Consider the following 17869-nt stretch of genomic DNA (forward strand, 5'->3'; position numbering starts at 1 on the left):
GCACCGCTCACAGGCGCACGATGGAGGAATGATACCGATGCAGGGACTGATGCAGCATTGGCCGCTGACGGTCGACAAGATTCTCGATCACGCGCGGCACTGGCATGGCAACCGCGAGGTCGTCACCCGCTCGGTCGAAGGCCCCATGGTCACCACGACCTATGCCGAAATCCACGAGCGCGCGCGGCGCGTCTCCAATGCGCTGAAGTCGTGGGGTGTAGGGACAGGCGACCGTGTCGCCACCATCGCCTGGAACACGGGCCGCCACATCGAGGCCTGGTACGGCATCATGGGCATAGGCGCGGTGTGCCACACCCTCAATCCGCGCCTGTTCCCCGAGCAGCTGATCTACATCATCAACCACGCCGAGGATAAGGTCATCTTCACCGACCTGACCTTCGTGCCGCTGCTGGAGGCGATCCTCGACAAGTGCCCCAGCGTCGAGCGCGTCGTGGTGATGACTGACGAGGCTTCCATGCCTCAGACCAAGCTGCCGCGCGCCGAGTGCTACGAGCACGTTCTGGCCGAGAATTCCGCCGAGTGCGACTGGGGCGGGTTCGACGAGAACACGGCCTGTGGCCTTTGCTACACTTCGGGCACCACGGGCGATCCCAAGGGCGTGCTCTATTCGCACCGCTCGAACTTCCTGCACACCCTGATCACGCTCCAGAACGACGTGATGGGCGCCTCCTCGCGAGACACCATCCTCGCCATCGTGCCCATGTTCCATGCCAATGCCTGGGGGCTGGCGTTCAGCGCGCCGGCGGTGGGCGCACGCCTGATCATGCCGGGCGCGCGCATGGACGGCGCGGCCATCCACGAGTTGCTCGAGACCGAGAAGGTCACCTATTCGGCTGCCGTTCCGACCGTCTGGCAGGGCCTGTTGCAGCACCTGCGCCAGAGCGGCGGCCAGCTCACCACGCTGAAAAAGGTGCTGATCGGCGGCTCTGCGGTGCCTGCGGCCATGATCCGCGCCTTCCACGACGAGTTCGGCGTCGAGGTGGTGCAGGGCTGGGGCATGACCGAGACCTCCCCCGTGGGCACCATCTCCAACCTCACGCCCGAGCTGGCGGCGCTGCCCTACGAGGAGCAGATTCCCTGGCGCACCAAGCAGGGCCGCCCGCCCATCGGCATCCATCTCACGCTCAAGGATGACGAGGGCAAGGTGCTGCCACAGGACGGCGTCGCCTTCGGCCGCCTCATGGTGCGCGGCCCCACCGTGGCGGGCAGCTACTTCAAGGGCGTGGGCGGTCAGATCCTCGATGACGAGGGCTATTTCGACACCGGCGACGTCGCCACCATCGATCCCACGGGCTACATGGCCATCACCGACCGCGCCAAGGACGTGATCAAGTCCGGCGGCGAGTGGATCAGCTCCATCGACATCGAGAACATCGCGGTGGGCCACGACAAGGTGGCCCTGGCCGCCGTAATCGGTGTGGCCCATCCCAAGTGGGACGAGCGCCCCTTGCTGGTGCTCAAGCTCCACGAGGGCGTCAGCGGCGACAAGCAGGAGTTCCTCGACTTCCTGCAAGGCAAGATCGCCAAGTGGTGGATGCCCGACGACGTGGTGTTCGTGGATGACATTCCGCTGGGCGCCACGGGCAAGATCGACAAGAAAATCCTGCGCGAGCGCTTCAAGGATTACCGGTTGCCCACGGCCTGATCCTGGGTCAAGTTCCGGCTCCTCGCGCGATGGCGACCGTAAGGGCGCACGCCTGCGCGGGTTGTGTCTTTGCCGTCTGCTGCCGATCAAAGGGGGCCACCGGTGCCTGCCAAAGCCACCTCTGCCAAAGCGAGCAAGACCCTGGCGGGCATCGTGCGCGTGATGATGCTGCTGGCCCTGATCGGCCCGGCTGTCGTGCTGGCCGGGGTGATCGGCCTGACGTTCGGACTGCTGGATTACGGGCTCGGGCTGGAGATCATGATCCTCCACTATGGCCGCCTTGCCACCTTGGCGGGCGTGGCGCTGGGGGTCGTCATCGTGCTGCTGGCGCTGCTGCGGCGCAGGCGCGCGCTGATCCTCGGCATCATTGCCGTGGCGATCACGGGCCTGTCGGCGCTGGGTGTGGAGCGGCTGCGGCTTGAGCGCGCCGAGAATCCGCCCGTGCATCAGGTCTCGACGGACTGGAGCGACCCGCCCGGATTTTCGGATGCCATGATCGGGCGGCGGCGCGGGGCCGCCAACCGCGTGGAGGCTGACCCGCGCGTGCCCGATGATCTCTCTGCCTTGGTGAGCGGGCCGATACCTGCGGGCTGGCTGGCCTATCGGGGTCGCCGCGTGGCCGAGATCAACGCAGAGACCTGTCCCGAAGCGCAGGCCGTGCCCCGCCAGCTTCATCCCGATCAGGTGGCTGCCGCGCTGCGCAGCGAGGGGATCACCGTGGTGGGCCGCGCGCCCTGGCGCGTCGAGGGCTTTGTCCAGAGCCCCGTGCTGGGCTTTACCGAGGACGTGGTGGTGCGCATCCGCCCCGGTCGCACCGACGTGCGCGTCATCCGCCGCGAGGGTCTGGGCGATGGCGGAGCAAGCTGTCGCCGGGCCAGCGCGATCATCGCGGCCCTGGGCGCCTACGCGATCTCGTAAAGACCCTCGCGGCAGAAGACGCGACCTTCCTCCATCAGCTTGATCAGGTGCGCGCGCATCGAAAGGCCCGCTGCGGGCCAGAGTTTCGGATCGGTCTCTGCATAGAGCTTCGGCACCATGGCCTCGATGCCGGCGGGCCCGTGGGCGAGGGCGTCCAGCAACTGGCGCTCGCGCATCAGGCGGTGATCAAGGCAGGCTTGCAGGAAGGGGCCGACATTGCGCACGGGCGGTCCGTGGGTGGGCCACAGCGTCCCGTATCCCTCGGCCATCACGCGCTTCAGGCTGTCGATATAGGCGCGCATGTCGCCATCGGGCGGCGCGACCACGGTGGTGGACCAGCCCATGACGTGATCACCGCTGAACAGGGCGTTTTCCTCCTCCAGCGCAAAGGCGACATGGTTCGAGGCGTGACCGGGCGTAGCCACGGCCTTGAGCTTCCAGCCGGGCCCGCTCACCTTCTCGCCGTCCTCGATCCAGCGGTCAGGCTCAAATGCGCCAAGATCCGGCTCGTCGAGGGTATGGACGCTGGCCGCGCCTGCACCCGCGCCGCGCATGGCCAGCAGCTCGGCCCCCGTCGCCTCGGCCAGCGGTCGGCCCAGCGGGGCGTGGTCGGCATGGGTGTGGGTGATGAGCACATGGGTGACGCGCTCGCCCTCAAGCGCCCTCTTCAGCGCATCGAAGTGATCGCTCAGCGCCGGGCCGGGGTCGATCACCGCCACCTGGCCATGGCCGACGATGAAGGTTGCCGTGCCCGTAAAGGTGAAGGGGCCGGGATTGTTCGCCATCACCCGCCGGATCAGGGGCGAGACCTGATCGCAGCGCCCGTATTCGAAGTCGAAATCGCGCACGAAGGGGATCACGGCCCGGACACCTTGTCTGGCAGGGCGCTTGCGAGGGTGCGCCCGTCAGTGGATGAGGAGGCGTATCGGTGGGTCATTACGAAACAGATGGCAAGGGCGCCCTGGCGCGGACAGGCCGTGCGCGGACGCTGGTCCTTGATGCCGGGCTCTATGTCTCTTCGCGCCTGCAGATGCTGGCCGTGGCCGCTCTGGTTCTGATGGCCGGACAACTGACGGCGGCCTCCTGCACGCCCGAGCCGGTGCCCTATGCCACGCGCATCGGCATCGAACGCGGCTACTGACTATTCCAGCGGCAGGCCCGACAGGTCGTAGCCGGCGTCTGCGGCACGCTGGCGCGCGGTCTCGGCATCGAGGGTTCCGGCGCTGACACTGCCCATGGCCCATGCGGCGGTGGAGCGCATGCCTGAGCGGCAGAACATGAAGGTCTTGCCCTCGCTGGCCGAAAGGATGCGGAGCTGCTCGGCGGCCTGCTCCGGCCCCGGGCGTCCCGAAACGGGATTGTGGTGATAGCCGAGCCCCAGGGCCTCGGCGGCAGCCCTGAGGTCAGCGCTGCCGGGCTGGCCCGGCTCCTCGCCATCGGGGCGATTGTTGATGATGGTGGAAAAGCCCTGATCGGCCAGGGCGCGCAGGTCACTCTCGCCCAGCTGGGGGCCGACATAGAGATTCTCGTGCAGTTTCTTCATGATGTCTCGCTCCGATGTTCTGTCACTGGTCGCGGCGCACCCTGATGGCACGGCTGGACCCTGCGGTGAGCAGATAGCTGCCGAGGCTCGCGCGGCGCACGCGCACCTCCAGACCGGAACGCGCGGACAGGCGCACCGGGTCCGAATCGGCCTGTCGCCATGTGGAGCCGTCATCCAGAACGAACACCCAGCGTCCGTCGCCGCCCTGACTGGCCCGTGTGAGCGTTGCCGTGACCGCTTCGATGCGCTCGCTTGCCGAGCCCCGGTCGAGCAGGGTGAAGTTCGGCACCTCGAATCCGAACAGCTGGCGGCGCGCGGCGCTGACCTGGGCGCGGTCGACCACAACGATATCCCCGGAACGCTCCGCAGCATCGATGGAGGCGCTAACCCGATCGTAACATTCCAGCCGGGCCGCTGCCTCGGACACGTCTCGACACTGTAACAGTTGCAGTAATAGTTCGGCGCGCTCGCCGCTGTTTTCTTGTGCCACCGCCGCGGTTGCCAATAAACCCCATGCGATGACTGCGGCACCCGCAACCCCTTGGCAATGCAAGGCTTTCTTGAATCCGGCCGGCGTGGTGGTCATGGGGCAATCTCACCTTTTCCCTGGAACGTTCGCCACATTCTGGCCGAACAGCAAGCCCTTGCCTAGCAGGCGATAGGCGTGAGTGCGCCGCAACGCCTCGCCACAAGCGTGGCCCGATTGCGACACCTGTGCGACGAGGTGATTACAGATGAGTAATTTGCTTTGACGATAAAATGTTCGCGGCCCATCGTCCGGCCAGCCTGCGAGGAAAGTGCCCCGCAGGTTTTGATTGCGTTTCATCGCTTCGGCAGACGTCCACCATCGGGGGCAGGTGCCGGGCTCAGGAGGATGAACCTTGAAAGCCTTTACTACGCGTGAGCGTCTGCTCGCCTCGACCATGATCGGTGGTGCCATGCTGGCGCTGGCGGCCGTTCCGGCTGCCGCCCAGGACCAGCCCACCCAGGTCGGCGAGATCGTCATCACCGGTTCGCGCATCGTGCAGCCGAACCTCGTGACCACCAGCCCGGTGACCCAGGTGACCGGCGAGGACATCCGTGCGCAGGGCGTGACCCGCGTCGAAGACCTCGTGACCCAGCTGCCCCAGGCCTTCGCCGCCCAGAACTCGACCGTGTCCAACGGCGCCTCGGGCACGGCCACGGTCAGCCTGCGCAACCTCGGTTCGACCCGTACCCTGGTACTGATCGACGGCCGCCGCATGGGCTACGGATCGCCCAACGACACCGCCGCCGACCTGAACCAGATTCCCGGCCAGCTGGTCGAGCGCGTCGAAGTGCTGACCGGCGGTGCCTCGGCCGTCTACGGCTCGGACGCCGTCGCGGGCGTGGTGAACTTCATCACCAAGCGCAACGTCGAAGGCATCCAGATCGACGCCCAGTACGGCTTCTATCACCACCGCAACGACTATGACGGCCCGGGCAACCTGCGCAACGTGATCGCGGCGCGCGCGGCCACCAACCCGTCGCAGTTCCGTCTGCCGGAAAACAGCGTCATGACCGGCTTCAGCCGTGAAGTGACGGCCCTGCTGGGCATCAATGCTCCCGACAACCGCGGCAACCTGACGGCCTATGCCGGCTATCGCCGCAACAACAAGGTGCTGCAGCGCGACTATGACTATTCGTCGTGTGCTCTGGGCGCGCCGACGCCGACGGCCTTCACCTGCGGCGGCTCGGGCACCTCGTTCCCCGGCCTGTTCACGAACTTCGCCACCTACAACTTCACCTTGGGCCCGACGCCCGGCACCTGGCAGAACTACAATGCCGCAGTGAACGCCTATAACTTCGGTCCGCTGAACTACTACCAGCGTCCCGACGAGCGCTATGTCTTCGGTGCCAGCGGCTACTACACCCTGAACCCGAACGTCGAAGTGTTCACCCAGCTGATGTTCAGCGACTATTCGTCGGTGGCCCAGATCGCCCCCTCGGGCATCTTCGCCAACACCAGCACCATCAACTGCGGCAACCCGCTGCTTTCCAACACCCAGAAAACCCAGATCGGCTGTACGCCGGCGGACATCGCGGCCGACAACTCGGTGCCGTTCTTCATCCTGCGTCGTAACGTCGAAGGCGGCGGCCGTCAGGACGACCTGCGCTACCAAAGCTATCGCGGCGTGGTCGGTCTGCGCGGCGAGATGGGCCCGGGCTGGGACTACGACCTGGCCCTGCAATATTCGCGCGTCCAGCTGTCGCGGACCTATCTGAACGACTTCTCGGTGACCCGTGCCGCGCGCGCCATTGACGTGGTGAACGTGGGCGGCGTGCCGACCTGTCGCTCGGTGGTCAACGGCACCGATCCGAACTGCGTGCCCTACAACATCTTCGGCTTCGTGCCCGGCGGTGTGACCCAGGCGGCGCTGGACTATCTGCAGATTCCGCTGATCCAGACTGGCTACACGACCCAGCAGGTCGGAACGCTCGCCTTCACCGGTGATCTCGGTCAGTACGGCTGGCAGTCGCCCATGGCCTCGCGTGGTGTGCAGGTCGCCTTCGGTATCGAGTTCCGTCGCGATGCGCTGGGCTCGACCACTGACGCTGCCTTCGCCTCGGGCGACGGTGCCGGTCAGGGCGGCCCGACCATCGGCTTCAGCGGTGCGATCAGCAACCAGGACGTCTTCATCGAGGCCCAGGTTCCGCTCGCCGAAGGCCAGCCCGGCATGCACTGGGCGTCGCTGGACCTCGCCTATCGTCACTCGAACTACAGCACCGGCATCACCGCCGATGCCTACAAGTTCGGCGCTGACTGGGCCCCGGTTCCCGACATCCGCTTCCGCGGCAGCTTCCAGCGTGCGGTGCGTGCGCCGAACGTGATCGAGCTGTTCACCGCCCAGGGCTTCAACCTGTTCGACATGGACGAGGATCCCTGCGGTCCCGCCCAGACGGCGACCCTGGCGCAGTGCGTGGCCACCGGCGTTCCCGCGCCCCAGTACGGCAGCGCCGCCCTGGACAGCCCCGCTGGTCAGTACAACTTCCTGCAAGGCGGCTTCATCGGCCTCGAGGCCGAAGAGTCGGACACCCTGACGCTGGGCTTCGTGTTCACCCCGAGCTTCCTGCCGCGCTTCGTGCTGTCGGTGGACTACTATGACATCGAGGTCACCAACCTGATCTCGACCTTCGGGGCCGAGAACACGATCAACGAGTGCTACTTCAACAACGATGCCGCTGCATGCAGCCGCATCAACCGCAACAATCTGGGCCAGCTCTGGATCGGTGACGGCTTCGTTGAAGACCTGAACACCAACATCGGTGGTCTCTCGACCTCGGGTGTGGACATCAGCGCCTCCTACGGTCTCGACCTTGCCGACTTCGGCATGGATGGCTTCGGCGGCCTGAACTTCAGCTTCGTGGGCACCTGGCTGGAAAGCCTGGTCACCGACACGGGCACCGGCCTGGTCTATGACTGCGTCGGTCAGTTCGTCAGCTCCTGCGGCACGCCCAACCCCGAGTGGCGTCACCGTGCCCGCATCGGTTGGTCGACCCCGTGGGACGGCATCGAGCTGGCGGCCACCTGGCGTCACTACAGCTCGGTGACCATGTTCGGTGGCAACCCTGCGCGTCTCGACTACGAGTTCCCGGCGATCAACTATCTCGACCTGTCGGGTAGCTGGCAGATCCGCGACAACATGCGTCTGCGCGCCGGTGTCAACAACGTGCTCGACCGCGACCCGCCGTTGAACGCCAGCGTCGGAACCACGGGTAACGGCAACACCTATCCCCAGACCTATGACGCCATGGGCCGCTTCATCTTCATCGGCATCACGGCAGACTTCTAAGTCTGAGGAACGACACTCCGGCCTTCGGGCCAGAGACGGAGACGGCGGGTCCATCCGGGCCCGCCGTTTTCTTTTTGCCACGCTTGTGCGCCAAACAGCGTTCCTGGCCCATGACGCATGAACGCCCGCGCGGGCGGATGCGTTAGGGCTGATCACAGGGGGTGCGCGTGTCGGCTGTGGAGCTGACGCACGACCACGAGGTCCAAGAGGTAGATTGCAGATGACCACGACCGTTTTCGCCTTCGCCATGGCGCTGGGCCTCCAGCAGCCAGCGCCCGCCCAGCAGACTGGCCAGCAGGGGGCTCAACAGCCCGCTCAGGACCTGATCGTCACCGGCGGCACCACGATCAGGCCCGATGGCTCCGACGACACCCGCTATCGCGAGGCCATCGCCTATGCCCTGCCGCTGCCCGCAGGGGTGCCCGAGGACGACTACGGCCTGGTGTCCTGGTGCCACGGCATCGTCATGGGTCATGTGCGTCTGGGTGAGAGCCTCGGCACCCTGTCGGCAGACGACCAGGACTTCATGCGCATCGCCCGCCTGGAGGCCACGGACTTCGCGGGCGCTCTGGCCAGTGCCCGTGGCCGCCAGAGCCCTGAGTCCCTGGCCAGCGCCGAAGCCGCCAGCGAGCGCGCCCGCGCGTTCTGGGCGCCCTACATGGCCCAGGAGACGGCCGAGGAGCGTCGCAACACCTTCGATCTGTTCTTCGGCCTGCCGGGCCGCTGCGAGCACGCCGCCCGTCGCCTGCGCCGCAACATCACCACGCCTCCCGCCACCCTGGCCGAGGTCGGCATCGACGAAGCCGCCTTCCGCGAGAGCCTGCCGCCCCAGTCCTCTCCGCCCCAGTCGTCTCAGCCCCAGTCGTCTCAGCCCCAGTCCGCCGAATAGTCACGCGGCGCTGGCGTCGGGCACCTCGCGGGGCTGATAGCTGAGAATGGGCGCCAGCCAGCGCTCGGCCTCGGCGAGGCTCCAGCCCTTGCGCTGCGCATAGTCGGCGACCTGATCGCGGTCGATGCGGCCCACGCCGAAATAGTGGGCCTGCGCGCGCGCGAAATAGAGCCCGCTGACCGAGGCCGCCGGGCTCATGGCATAGCTTTCGGTCAGGCCGATGCCGGTGTGGGCCTCGGCCTGCAACAGATCGAACAGGGTCGCCTTTTCGGTGTGATCGGGCTGGGCCGGATATCCGGGCGCGGGGCGAATGCCCTGATAGCGCTCGGCGATCAGATCATCGAGGCTGGCGCTCTCGTCAGGCGCATAGCCCCACAGATCGCGGCGAACGCGCGCGTGCAGGCTCTCGGCAAAGGCTTCGGCCAGACGGTCGGCGAGGGCCGTGAACAGGATGGCGGAATAGTCGTCGCCCGCAGCCCTGAACGCTGCCGCCCGCTCTCGCTCTCCGATCCCGGCGGTGACAGCAAAGCCGCCGATGTGGTCGAGCCCGTCCTCGCTGAGGAAATCGGCCAGCGCCAGATTGGGGCGGTCCGTGCTCTTGCCCATCTGCTGGCGCAGGGTGTGCAGGCGCGCGCGTTCATGGGTGCGGGTTTCGTCACTCCAGATCACGATGTCGTCGCCGCGAGCATTGGCGGGCCAGAAACCGACCACGCCGCGCGCGCTCAGCCAGCGTTCGCGCCTGATGGTGTCGAGCATGGCAAGGGCATCTGCGTGCAGCGCCCGCGCCGCCTCGCCCACGACCTCGTCCTCGAGAATGTCGGGATAGCGCCCCACCAGCTCCCAGCTGGCAAAGAAGGGCGTCCAGTCGATGTGGGCGATCAGGTCATCGAGGGGCCAGTCGTCAAAGGCCTGAACGCCCGACGTGCGCGGCGGCGGCGGCGGGGCACCCGTCAGGGCAAGGGCGTTGGCGCGTGCGGCATCAAGGGCGGTGCGCCCGCGCTCGCTCTGGGCCCGCGCATACTGTGCCCTCGCGCGCTCGAAGTCCGCGCGGGTCTCGGCCTCGAAGCGCGGACGATCGGCGGGTGAAAGCAGGCTCGTCACCACGCCCACCGCGCGGCTGGCATCGGTGACATATGTGGTCGAACCATTGGTGTAGGCAGGCGCGATCCTGACCGCCGTATGGGTGCGCGAGGTGGTCGCCCCGCCGATCAGCAGGGGAAGGCTCAAGCCCCGGCGCTGCATCTCGGAGGCGACGAACACCATCTCGTCGAGGCTGGGCGTGATCAGGCCGGACAGGCCGATGGCGTCGACCTCGTGGGCCAGGGCCTCGTCGATGATGCGCTGCGCCGGGACCATGACGCCAAGGTCTATGACCTCATAGCCGTTGCATTGCAGCACGACGCCGACGATGTTCTTGCCGATGTCGTGCACGTCGCCTTTCACCGTGGCCATCAGGATGCGCCCGGCGCTGCTGCGCACATCCGCAGTGCCGGCGTCACGCTCGGCCTGCATGAAGGGCTCCAGATAGGCCACCGCCTGCTTCATCACGCGCGCGGACTTGACCACCTGGGGCAGGAACATCCTGCCCGCGCCGAACAGGTCTCCGACCACGTTCATGCCGTCCATCAGCGGGCCTTCGATGACGGCGAGCGGACGGCCCAGTGCCAGGCGCGCCTCCTCGGCGTCGGCCTCGATGAACTCGGTGATACCGTTGATCAGGGCATGCTCGATGCGCCGGGCCACCGGCTGCTCGCGCCACGACAGGTCCGCGCCCTTTGCCGCGCTGCTCTCGCCCCTGTAGCGCGCGGCCATCTCGACCAGCCGCTCGGTGTTGGAGACCCCGGCGCGCGCGGGCCGGTTCAGGATCACGTCCTCGACCGCCTCGCGCAGCTGCGGCTCGATGTCGTCATAGACCGGCAGATCGCCCGCATTGACGATGCCCATGTCCAGGCCCGCATTGATGGCGTGGTAGAGGAACACGGCGTGGATGGCCCGGCGCACCGGCTCGTTGCCGCGAAAGCTGAACGAGACGTTCGACACGCCGCCCGACACCTTGGCGTGGGGCAAGGTGCGCTTGATCTCGCGCGTCGCCTCGATGAAGTCGACGGCATAGTTGTCGTGCGCCTCGATGCCCGTGGCGACGGCAAAGATGTTGGGATCGAAGATGATGTCTTCGGGCGCAAAGCCAACCTCATCGACCAGCAGGCGGTAGGCACGGGTGCAGATCTCGACCTTGCGCGCCAGAGTGTCCGCCTGTCCGGCCTCGTCAAAGGCCATGACCACCACCGCCGCGCCATAGCGCAGGCACAAGGTCGCCTGCGCGCGAAAGGGCGCCTCGCCTTCCTTGAGACTGATCGAGTTGACGATGGGCTTGCCCTGAACGCACTTCAGCCCCGCCTCGATCACGTCCCAGTTCGAGGAATCGATCATGATGGGAACGCGGCTGATGTCCGGCTCGGCGGCAATCAGGTTGAGAAAGGTCGTCATGGCATGGGCACCGTCCAGCAGGCCCTCGTCCATGTTGACGTCTATGATCTGGGCACCGGCCTCGACCTGCTGGCGCGCCACCGACAGGGCGGCGCCATAGTCGCCCTCGACGATCAGCTTTCGGAATCTGGCCGAGCCGGTGACGTTGGTGCGCTCGCCCACATTGATGAAGACGGGTCTCACGCCAGTGCCTCGAAGGGCTCCAGCCCCGACAGCCGCAGGGCGCGCGGGCGCTCGGGGATCGTGCGCGGTGCCAGCCCCGCCACGGCCTGCGCGATGTGGCGGATGTGTTCGGGCGTGGTGCCGCAACAGCCGCCCAGAATGTTGACCAGCCCGCTCTGGGCCCACTCCCGCAGGTGAGCGGCCGTCTCGTCAGGCTGCTCGTCGTATTCGCCCATGGCGTTGGGCAGGCCCGCATTGGGGAAGGCTGCGATGCGCGTATCGGCGACGCGGGCCAGCGCCTGGATGTGCGGGCGCATCAGATCGGCACCCAGCGCGCAGTTCAGCCCCACGGCAAAGGGGCGCGCATGGCGCACGCTGTTCCAGAAGGCCTCGGGGGTCTGGCCCGAAAGCGTGCGCCCCGAGCGGTCGGTGATGGTGCCCGATATCCAGATCGGCAGGGGCTCCAACCCCTCGTCATGCAGATCGATTATGGCCTTGATGGCCGCCTTGGCATTGAGGGTGTCGAAGATGGTCTCGATCAGGAAGATGTCCACGCCGCCCTCGTGCAGGGCGCGCGCCTGCTCGGCATAGGCTGCATACATCTGGTCGAAGCTGACGGCGCGATAGCCCGGATCGTTGACATCGGGGCTGATGGACAAGGTGCGGTTGGTCGGTCCCATGGCCCCGGCGACGAAGGCCCTTCGTCCGGGGTGCTCGCGGTTCCAGCCGTCGACGGCGCGGCGCGCGGCGCGCGCGGCCTCCAGGTTCAGCTCACGCGCCAGCGTCTCCAGCCCGTAGTCGGCCTGGGCAATGGAGGTGGATGAAAAGGTGTTGGTCTCGGTGATGTCCGCCCCCGCCTCCAGATAGGTGCGGTGCAGGCCCTCGATCAGGTCCGGGCGGGTCAGGCTGAGCAGATCGTTGTTGCCCAGAAGCGGCCGGGGATGGGCGGCGAGGGCGGGGGTGCGAAAGTCGGTCTCGCTGAGGCCCATGCGCTGGATCATGGTGCCCCACGATCCGTCCAGCACCAGAATGCGCTCGTCGGCAGCGCGCGTCAGGGCCTGTGTGACCTCGGCGCGGGTCACGAGGCGATCTCCCGCTCCTCGCGCAGGCCCAGCACGCGGCAGATGGCATAGACCAGATCGGCCCGGTTCAGGGTGTAGAAGTGAAAGTCCGAGAAGCCCTCCTCCTGAAGGCGCGCGCACTGTTCTGCGGCGATGGCGCCCGCGATCAGGCGACGGGTCTCGGGATCGTCGTCCAGCCCGTCGAAGTGAGCCTTGAGCCAGTCGGGTATGCTGGTGCCACAGCCCTCGGCCATGCGCAGAAGCGCGCCATAGTTGGTCACGGGCATGATGCCGGGGATGAGGCGCACCGCGATGCCTCGCGCCGCCACCGCATCGCGATAGCGCAGGAAGGCCTCGATATCGAAGCAGAATTGGCTGATGGCCCGGCTGGCCCCCGCATCGGCCTTGGCCTGCAACACATCGAGATCGTGGTCCAGCGAGGGGCTCTCGGGGTGCTGCTCGGGATAGGCACCCACGCTGATCTCGAAGGGATGGCGCGCGCGCAGACCCTCGACCAGGGCGGTGGCGTGGGCATAGCCGTCCGCGCGCGGGCAGTAGCGCCCGCCGATCACGCCCTCGCCCGTGGGCGGGTCGCCGCGCAGGGCCACGATATGGCGCACGCCCGCCTGCCAGTAGGCCTCGGCCACGGCATCGACGTCCGCGCGGCTGGCCTCAACGCAGGTCAGATGAGCGGCGGGCACGAGGCGGGTTTCGGACAGGATGCGCCCGACCGTACGGTGGGTGCGCTCGCGCGTCGAGCCGCCTGCGCCATAGGTGACAGAGACGAAGGCGGGGTTCAGGGGCTCCAGCCTGCGGATGGCGCTCCAGAGCGCGGTCTCGGCGGCATCGGTCCTGGGCGGGAAGAACTCGAAGGAGACCCGCACCGGCTCATGGCTGCGCCCGGCGCGTGCCACGGGGCCGAGCGGCGAGAGCAGGATCTCGCGCGCCCGCGACAGTGACGCCCGCGGAAGTGACGCCCGCGAAGGGGCCGTATCTGCGGGCGAGAGGCTCATGCGGCAGAGCGTCCCTGCTGGGCGCGTTCGGCCGTCCAGATGGTGACGGTCAGCCCCTCGCGGTCGGGCGGCAGGGCAATGGGCGCGGCCGGTTTCAGCCCCGCGTCGCTCAGCCAGCCGCGCACCTCGCTGTCGGCAAAGCCCAGCCTGCGATGCTGATGCTCGCGGCGCAGCGCCTCGATGGTATGAGGGGCAAAGTCCACGATCAGCAGGCGCCCGCCGGGCATGACCAGACGCGCCGCCTCGGCGATGGCGGCGGCCGGGTCGGTCAGGTAATGCAGCACCTGATGGACCACCACGAGGTCCGCGCACTGGCCGGGCAGGCGGGTGGCGAAGATGTCACCGTGGCGAAGCTCTGCGCCGTCGAGGCCGCAGCGCGCCACATTGGTGCGCGCCAGATTGAGCATCTGCTGCGACAGGTCCAGCCCGATGGACGTGCGCGCCCTGCGCCCAAGGAGGGTGAGCATCCGCCCCGACCCGGTGCCCAGGTCCACCAGCCGCTCGAAGGGGCCCGGCCCGGCGGCGCGCTCGATCGCCGCTTCCACCGCGCTTTCCGAGACATAGAGCGAGCGGATGCGGTCCCATTGCGGGGCGACACGCTCGAAATAGGTTTCGGCTTCGATCTCGCGCTCGCGGCGCACGTCCTCGAGCCTTTGCAGGTCGCGCTCGGCGTCGGCATTGTCGAGCAGGTCCAGCACCGTATCGGCCAGCCTGCGCACTGGCCCGTAGGCGGGCAGGCGATAAAACACCCACGCCCCGTCGGGAAAGCGCTCGATCAGGTGGGCATCGGCCATCAGCTTGAGATGGCGCGAGACGCGCGGCTGGCTCTGGTCGAGAATGCGCGACAGCTCCATCACCGACAGCTCCTCGCTGGCCAGCAGGGCCAGGATGCGCAGGCGCGTCGGCTCACCGGCGGCGCGCAGGGCTTCGACAGCGTGATCGGCAGACAGGCTCATAGGGCATATAAAGATATCCTTATGTCCTTATGGCAAGTGAAAATGCGTGTCCCTGCGACGGAAGGGGCTCAGATCAGGCGTTACAGCCTCAACGGCCCGCCCTTGATACTGCCTGCAATTTGAAAGTGTCTGTCACGAGCCCCCGGAGTTGCCCATGCGTCGCGCCCTTCTGATCTTGTCCGTCTCTGGCCTCGTGCTTGCCGCCTGCGGTGAGCGCGAGCCTGCCGTTGCCGAAAGCGATGCCGACAGCGTTGCCGTCACGACCGATACCCAGCCGGGCCTCGATCCCGACACCCCCGTCAGCAGCGAGGGTGCGGGCGCATCTGTCCGAGGCGAGAACCGTCAGCGCGGCGAAGGGCGCGGGGCGCGCATGCAGGGCGGCGAGGCGACGCTGGAGGAGATGCTGACGCGTGCGCGGCGCGGCTTTGACCGGCTCGATGCCAACGGCGACGGCGTGATCAGTGCCGAGGAGCTGTCGGCGCTTGATGGCGGGCGCGGCGCGCGACGCTTCATGATGGCGGATGCCAACAACGATGGCCGCATCACCTGGGCCGAGGTCGAGGCCCAGACCCGCCAGATGTTCGCGCGCATGGACCGCGACGGCGACGGCGTGATCTCGGAAGGCGAGCGCCCCGCTTGGGGCGGCGGCCAGAGAGAGGGCGGGGGCGAGGGCCGCGTGCCCTAGGCTCTCAATCGGTCCTCACAGGTGTGATCAGCGGCTGGCCCGCGAAATGGGCGGCGAGGTTCTGCATCATCAGCGACAGCATCCCCTGAACCGCTTCGGTGGTGGCTCCGGCGGTATGGGGCGTCAGGGTCGTGTTCGGCACGTCCTTCCAGCGCGCCGCGCTGGTGGGCTCGGTCTCGAACACATCGAGGGCGGCATGGCCGAGGCGCCCCGCGTGCAGGGCGTTGATCAGGGCGTCCTCGTCCACCAGCTGTCCGCGCGCCACATTGACCAGCAGGCCATTGGGCCCCAGCGCATTGATCACCTCTGCCGAGATCAGGCCCCTGTTGGTCTCGTCGGCCTTGCAGGCGATCACGAGGATGTCGCTGGTGCGCGCCAGTTCGATCAGGCTGTCGGCACGCGGCCAGGCGCTGTCCTTGGGGCGCGGCCCCCACCATTGCACCTGCATCGAAAAGGCCTCGCAGCGCCGCGCAATGGCCTCGCCGATCAGGCCGAGGCCGACGATGCCGACCTTTGCCCCGCGCAGCGATGGCGTGATGGTCTTGGCGTCCACCGTCCACTCTCCGGCCCGCACCGCCCTGTCGCCCGCGACGATCTGGCGGCGCGCACCGATGATGAGGCCCAGCGCGTGATCGGCCACGTCCTCGTGGTTCACGCCCGGCGCATGGGTGACGGGCAGGCCGCGCGCGGCGCACCACGCCACATCGATGCCGTCGTGCCCCGAGGTGAAGCACGCGATCAGCGACAGCCGGGGCAGGGCCTCGATCAGGGCCTTGTCCAGCTCGAACTCGCCCGCCACGACCAGAGCCTCGACGCGCGCGCTGGCCTCGACCGGCGGCCCCTCCCAGAAGCGATAGACATCATAGGCGCTTTCCAGAAAGGCGGTCAGCGGCGCCAGATGTCTCTGCATGATCAGAACGGCAGGGCGCGTGGTCATGGCAGGGGCCTCACGGGATCAGGCGGCAGGTCGGGTCAACGGCCGAACTTCTGGAACTTGATGCGTTTGGGGATCAGGCTGTCGGCACCGAGGCGGCGCTTCTTGTCTTCCTCATAGGCCTCGAAGTTGCCCTCGAACCATTCGACGTGGCTGTCGCCCTCGAAGGCGAGGATGTGGGTGGCGAGGCGGTCGAGGAACCAGCGGTCGTGGCTGATGACCACCGCACAGCCGGGAAAGTCCTCCAGCGCCGCTTCCAGCGCCTGAAGCGTCTCGACGTCAAGGTCGTTGGTCGGCTCGTCCAGCAGGATGACATTGCCGCCCGACGCCAGGGTCTTGGCCAGGTGCACGCGGTTGCGCTCGCCGCCCGAGAGCAGGCCGACCTTCTTCTGCTGGTCGCCGCCCTTGAAGTTGAAGCTGCCGACATAGGCGCGCGAGTTGATCTCGCGCTTGCCCACCAGCATGACATCGAGCCCGCCCGAGATTTCCTCCCAGACGGTCTTGTTCGCATCGAGGTTGTCGCGCGACTGGTCGACATAGGAAAGCTGCACCGTCTCGCCGATGCGGATGGCGCCCTCGTCTGGGGTTTCCTGGCCGGTGATCATGCGGAACAGGGTCGACTTGCCCGCGCCGTTCGGACCGATCACGCCCACGATGCCGCCGGGCGGCAGGCGGAAGTCGAGCCCCTTGACCAGCACCTTGTCGCCATAGGCCTTGGTCAGGCCCTCGGCCTCGATCACCACATTGCCCAGGCGCGGGCCGGGCGGAATCTGGATCTGGGCGAAGGTCTGGGCGGCGCGGGCGTTTTCCTGCTCGGCCATCATCTGGTCATAGGCGGCGAGGCGGGCCTTGGATTTCGAGCGACGCGCCGAGGGGCTGGAGCGCACCCATTCCAGCTCGCGGCTGATGGCGCGCTGGCGGCCGACGTTCTCGCGCTCCTCCTGGGCGGTGCGCTTGGCCTTCTGCTCCAGCCAGCTGGAGTAGTTGCCCTCGTAGGGAATGCCCTTGCCGCGATCCAGCTCCAGCGTCCACTTGGTGACCTGATCGAGGAAATAGCGGTCGTGGGTGACCAGGATCACGCAGCCGGGGAACTGTTCGAGGTGGTGCTGCAGCCAGGCGACCGACTCGGCGTCGAGGTGGTTGGTGGGCTCGTCGAGCAGCAGCATGTCGGGCTTGGACAGGAGCAGGCGCGCCAGCGCCACGCGGCGGCGCTCGCCACCCGACAGCTTGCTCACGTCCGCATCGTTGGGCGGACAGCGCAAGGCCTCCATGGCCATTTCGATGCGGCTGTCGATGTCCCACAGGTCGCCCGCGTCGAGCTTCTCCTGAAGGGCCGTCATCTCCTCCATGAGCTCGTCGGAGTAGTCCTCGGCCATCTGGGCGGCGATGGCATTGAAGCGGTCGAAGGTCTGCTTTTCCTCGCACCAGGCGATGACGTTCTCCCAGACGGTCTTGTCGGCGTCGAGGCTGGGCTCCTGCTCCAGATAGCCGCGCTTGATGCCGTCGGCGGCCCTGGCCTCGCCCGAGAACTCGGTGTCGATACCGGCCATGATCTTGAGCAAGGTGGACTTGCCCGAGCCGTTGACCCCGACCACGCCGATCTTGGCGTCGGGATAGAAGCTGAGCCAGATGTTCTCGAAGACCTTCTTGCCGCCGGGATAGGCCTTGGTCAGGCCCTGCATCTGAAAGATGTACTGCTGCGCCATGGGCTCGGTCGCGCCTTTGCTTTCACTGGGAATGGGA

At 67.4% G+C, this 17869-nt stretch carries 15 protein-coding genes; 6 read left to right on the forward strand and 9 right to left on the reverse strand.

All coding sequences use genetic code 11. The annotated features are described in order from the left end of the window. Nucleotides 1-37: 37 nt before the first annotated feature. Both ACK4E3_RS10045 and ACK4E3_RS10050 read left to right on the forward strand, forming a co-directional pair. Complete coding sequence (locus tag ACK4E3_RS10045; RefSeq protein ID WP_409699995.1) at nt 38-1666, forward strand: long-chain-fatty-acid--CoA ligase; 1629 nt, start codon at nt 38-40, stop codon at nt 1664-1666. Nucleotides 1667-1768: 102 nt separating this feature from the next. Next, nucleotides 1769-2584 (forward strand): DUF1499 domain-containing protein, encoded by an 816-nt coding sequence (locus ACK4E3_RS10050; RefSeq protein WP_409699998.1) that lies wholly within the window; start codon nt 1769-1771, stop codon nt 2582-2584. Here the strand turns inward: ACK4E3_RS10050 and ACK4E3_RS10055 are convergent. Beyond that, the gene (locus ACK4E3_RS10055) at nt 2569-3444 is read right to left on the reverse strand and encodes an MBL fold metallo-hydrolase (protein WP_409700001.1); all 876 of its coding nucleotides are present in this window, start codon (nt 3442-3444) and stop codon (nt 2569-2571) included. The genes ACK4E3_RS10050 and ACK4E3_RS10055 overlap by 16 nt on opposite strands. A gap of 68 nt (nt 3445-3512) precedes the next feature. Between ACK4E3_RS10055 and ACK4E3_RS10060 the strand changes: the two genes are divergently transcribed. Next, nucleotides 3513-3725, forward strand: coding sequence for a hypothetical protein (locus ACK4E3_RS10060; protein ID WP_409700004.1), 213 nt, complete (start codon nt 3513-3515; stop codon nt 3723-3725). On the opposite strand, the gene ACK4E3_RS10065 is transcribed toward ACK4E3_RS10060, so the two are convergent. Beyond that, nucleotides 3726-4127, reverse strand: a complete 402-nt coding sequence (locus tag ACK4E3_RS10065) for a TIGR01244 family sulfur transferase (RefSeq protein ID WP_409700007.1) — start codon at nt 4125-4127, stop codon at nt 3726-3728. It lies immediately after the preceding gene. Between the two features lie 22 nt (nt 4128-4149). Continuing rightward, on the reverse strand, nt 4150-4713 hold the full coding sequence (locus ACK4E3_RS10070; RefSeq protein ID WP_409700010.1) for a hypothetical protein: 564 nt from the start codon (nt 4711-4713) through the stop codon (nt 4150-4152). Between the two features lie 295 nt (nt 4714-5008). On the opposite strand from ACK4E3_RS10070, the gene ACK4E3_RS10075 reads away from it, so the two are divergent. Continuing rightward, on the forward strand, nt 5009-7939 hold the full coding sequence (locus ACK4E3_RS10075) for a TonB-dependent receptor domain-containing protein (RefSeq protein ID WP_409700013.1): 2931 nt from the start codon (nt 5009-5011) through the stop codon (nt 7937-7939). Between the two features lie 220 nt (nt 7940-8159). Continuing rightward, on the forward strand, nt 8160-8828 hold the full coding sequence (locus ACK4E3_RS10080; RefSeq protein ID WP_409700016.1) for a hypothetical protein: 669 nt from the start codon (nt 8160-8162) through the stop codon (nt 8826-8828). Here the strand turns inward: ACK4E3_RS10080 and metH are convergent, their stop codons facing one another. Genes metH through ACK4E3_RS10100 form a run of 4 tightly spaced genes read right to left on the reverse strand, consistent with a single transcriptional unit; the run spans nt 8829 to nt 14507 of the window. Further along, on the reverse strand, nt 8829-11498 hold the full coding sequence (gene metH, locus ACK4E3_RS10085; protein WP_409700019.1) for a methionine synthase: 2670 nt from the start codon (nt 11496-11498) through the stop codon (nt 8829-8831). It lies immediately after the preceding gene. Continuing rightward, entirely contained in the window at nt 11495-12559 is a 1065-nt protein-coding gene (locus ACK4E3_RS10090) for a homocysteine S-methyltransferase family protein (protein ID WP_409700022.1), read from the reverse strand. Before ACK4E3_RS10090 ends, metH begins: the two co-directional genes overlap by 4 nt. Then, the gene (gene metF / locus ACK4E3_RS10095) at nt 12556-13551 is read right to left on the reverse strand and encodes a methylenetetrahydrofolate reductase [NAD(P)H] (RefSeq protein ID WP_409700025.1); all 996 of its coding nucleotides are present in this window, start codon (nt 13549-13551) and stop codon (nt 12556-12558) included. Before metF ends, ACK4E3_RS10090 begins: the two co-directional genes overlap by 4 nt. After that, nucleotides 13548-14507, reverse strand: a complete 960-nt coding sequence (locus tag ACK4E3_RS10100) for an ArsR/SmtB family transcription factor (RefSeq protein ID WP_409700028.1) — start codon at nt 14505-14507, stop codon at nt 13548-13550. Before ACK4E3_RS10100 ends, metF begins: the two co-directional genes overlap by 4 nt. A gap of 154 nt (nt 14508-14661) precedes the next feature. On the opposite strand from ACK4E3_RS10100, the gene ACK4E3_RS10105 reads away from it, so the two are divergent. Continuing rightward, on the forward strand, nt 14662-15192 hold the full coding sequence (locus ACK4E3_RS10105) for an EF-hand domain-containing protein (RefSeq protein WP_409700030.1): 531 nt from the start codon (nt 14662-14664) through the stop codon (nt 15190-15192). 4 nt (nt 15193-15196) lie between these two features. On the opposite strand, the gene ACK4E3_RS10110 is transcribed toward ACK4E3_RS10105, so the two are convergent. Continuing rightward, nucleotides 15197-16129, reverse strand: coding sequence for a 2-hydroxyacid dehydrogenase (locus ACK4E3_RS10110; protein WP_409700033.1), 933 nt, complete (start codon nt 16127-16129; stop codon nt 15197-15199). A 35-nt stretch (nt 16130-16164) separates the two neighbouring features. Then, nucleotides 16165-17832, reverse strand: a complete 1668-nt coding sequence (ettA, locus tag ACK4E3_RS10115; protein WP_409700036.1) for an energy-dependent translational throttle protein EttA — start codon at nt 17830-17832, stop codon at nt 16165-16167. Nucleotides 17833-17869 lie beyond the last annotated feature (37 nt).

This window comes from Brevundimonas sp. (assembly GCF_046299595.1).
In the GTDB taxonomy this organism is placed as follows: domain Bacteria; phylum Pseudomonadota; class Alphaproteobacteria; order Caulobacterales; family Caulobacteraceae; genus Brevundimonas.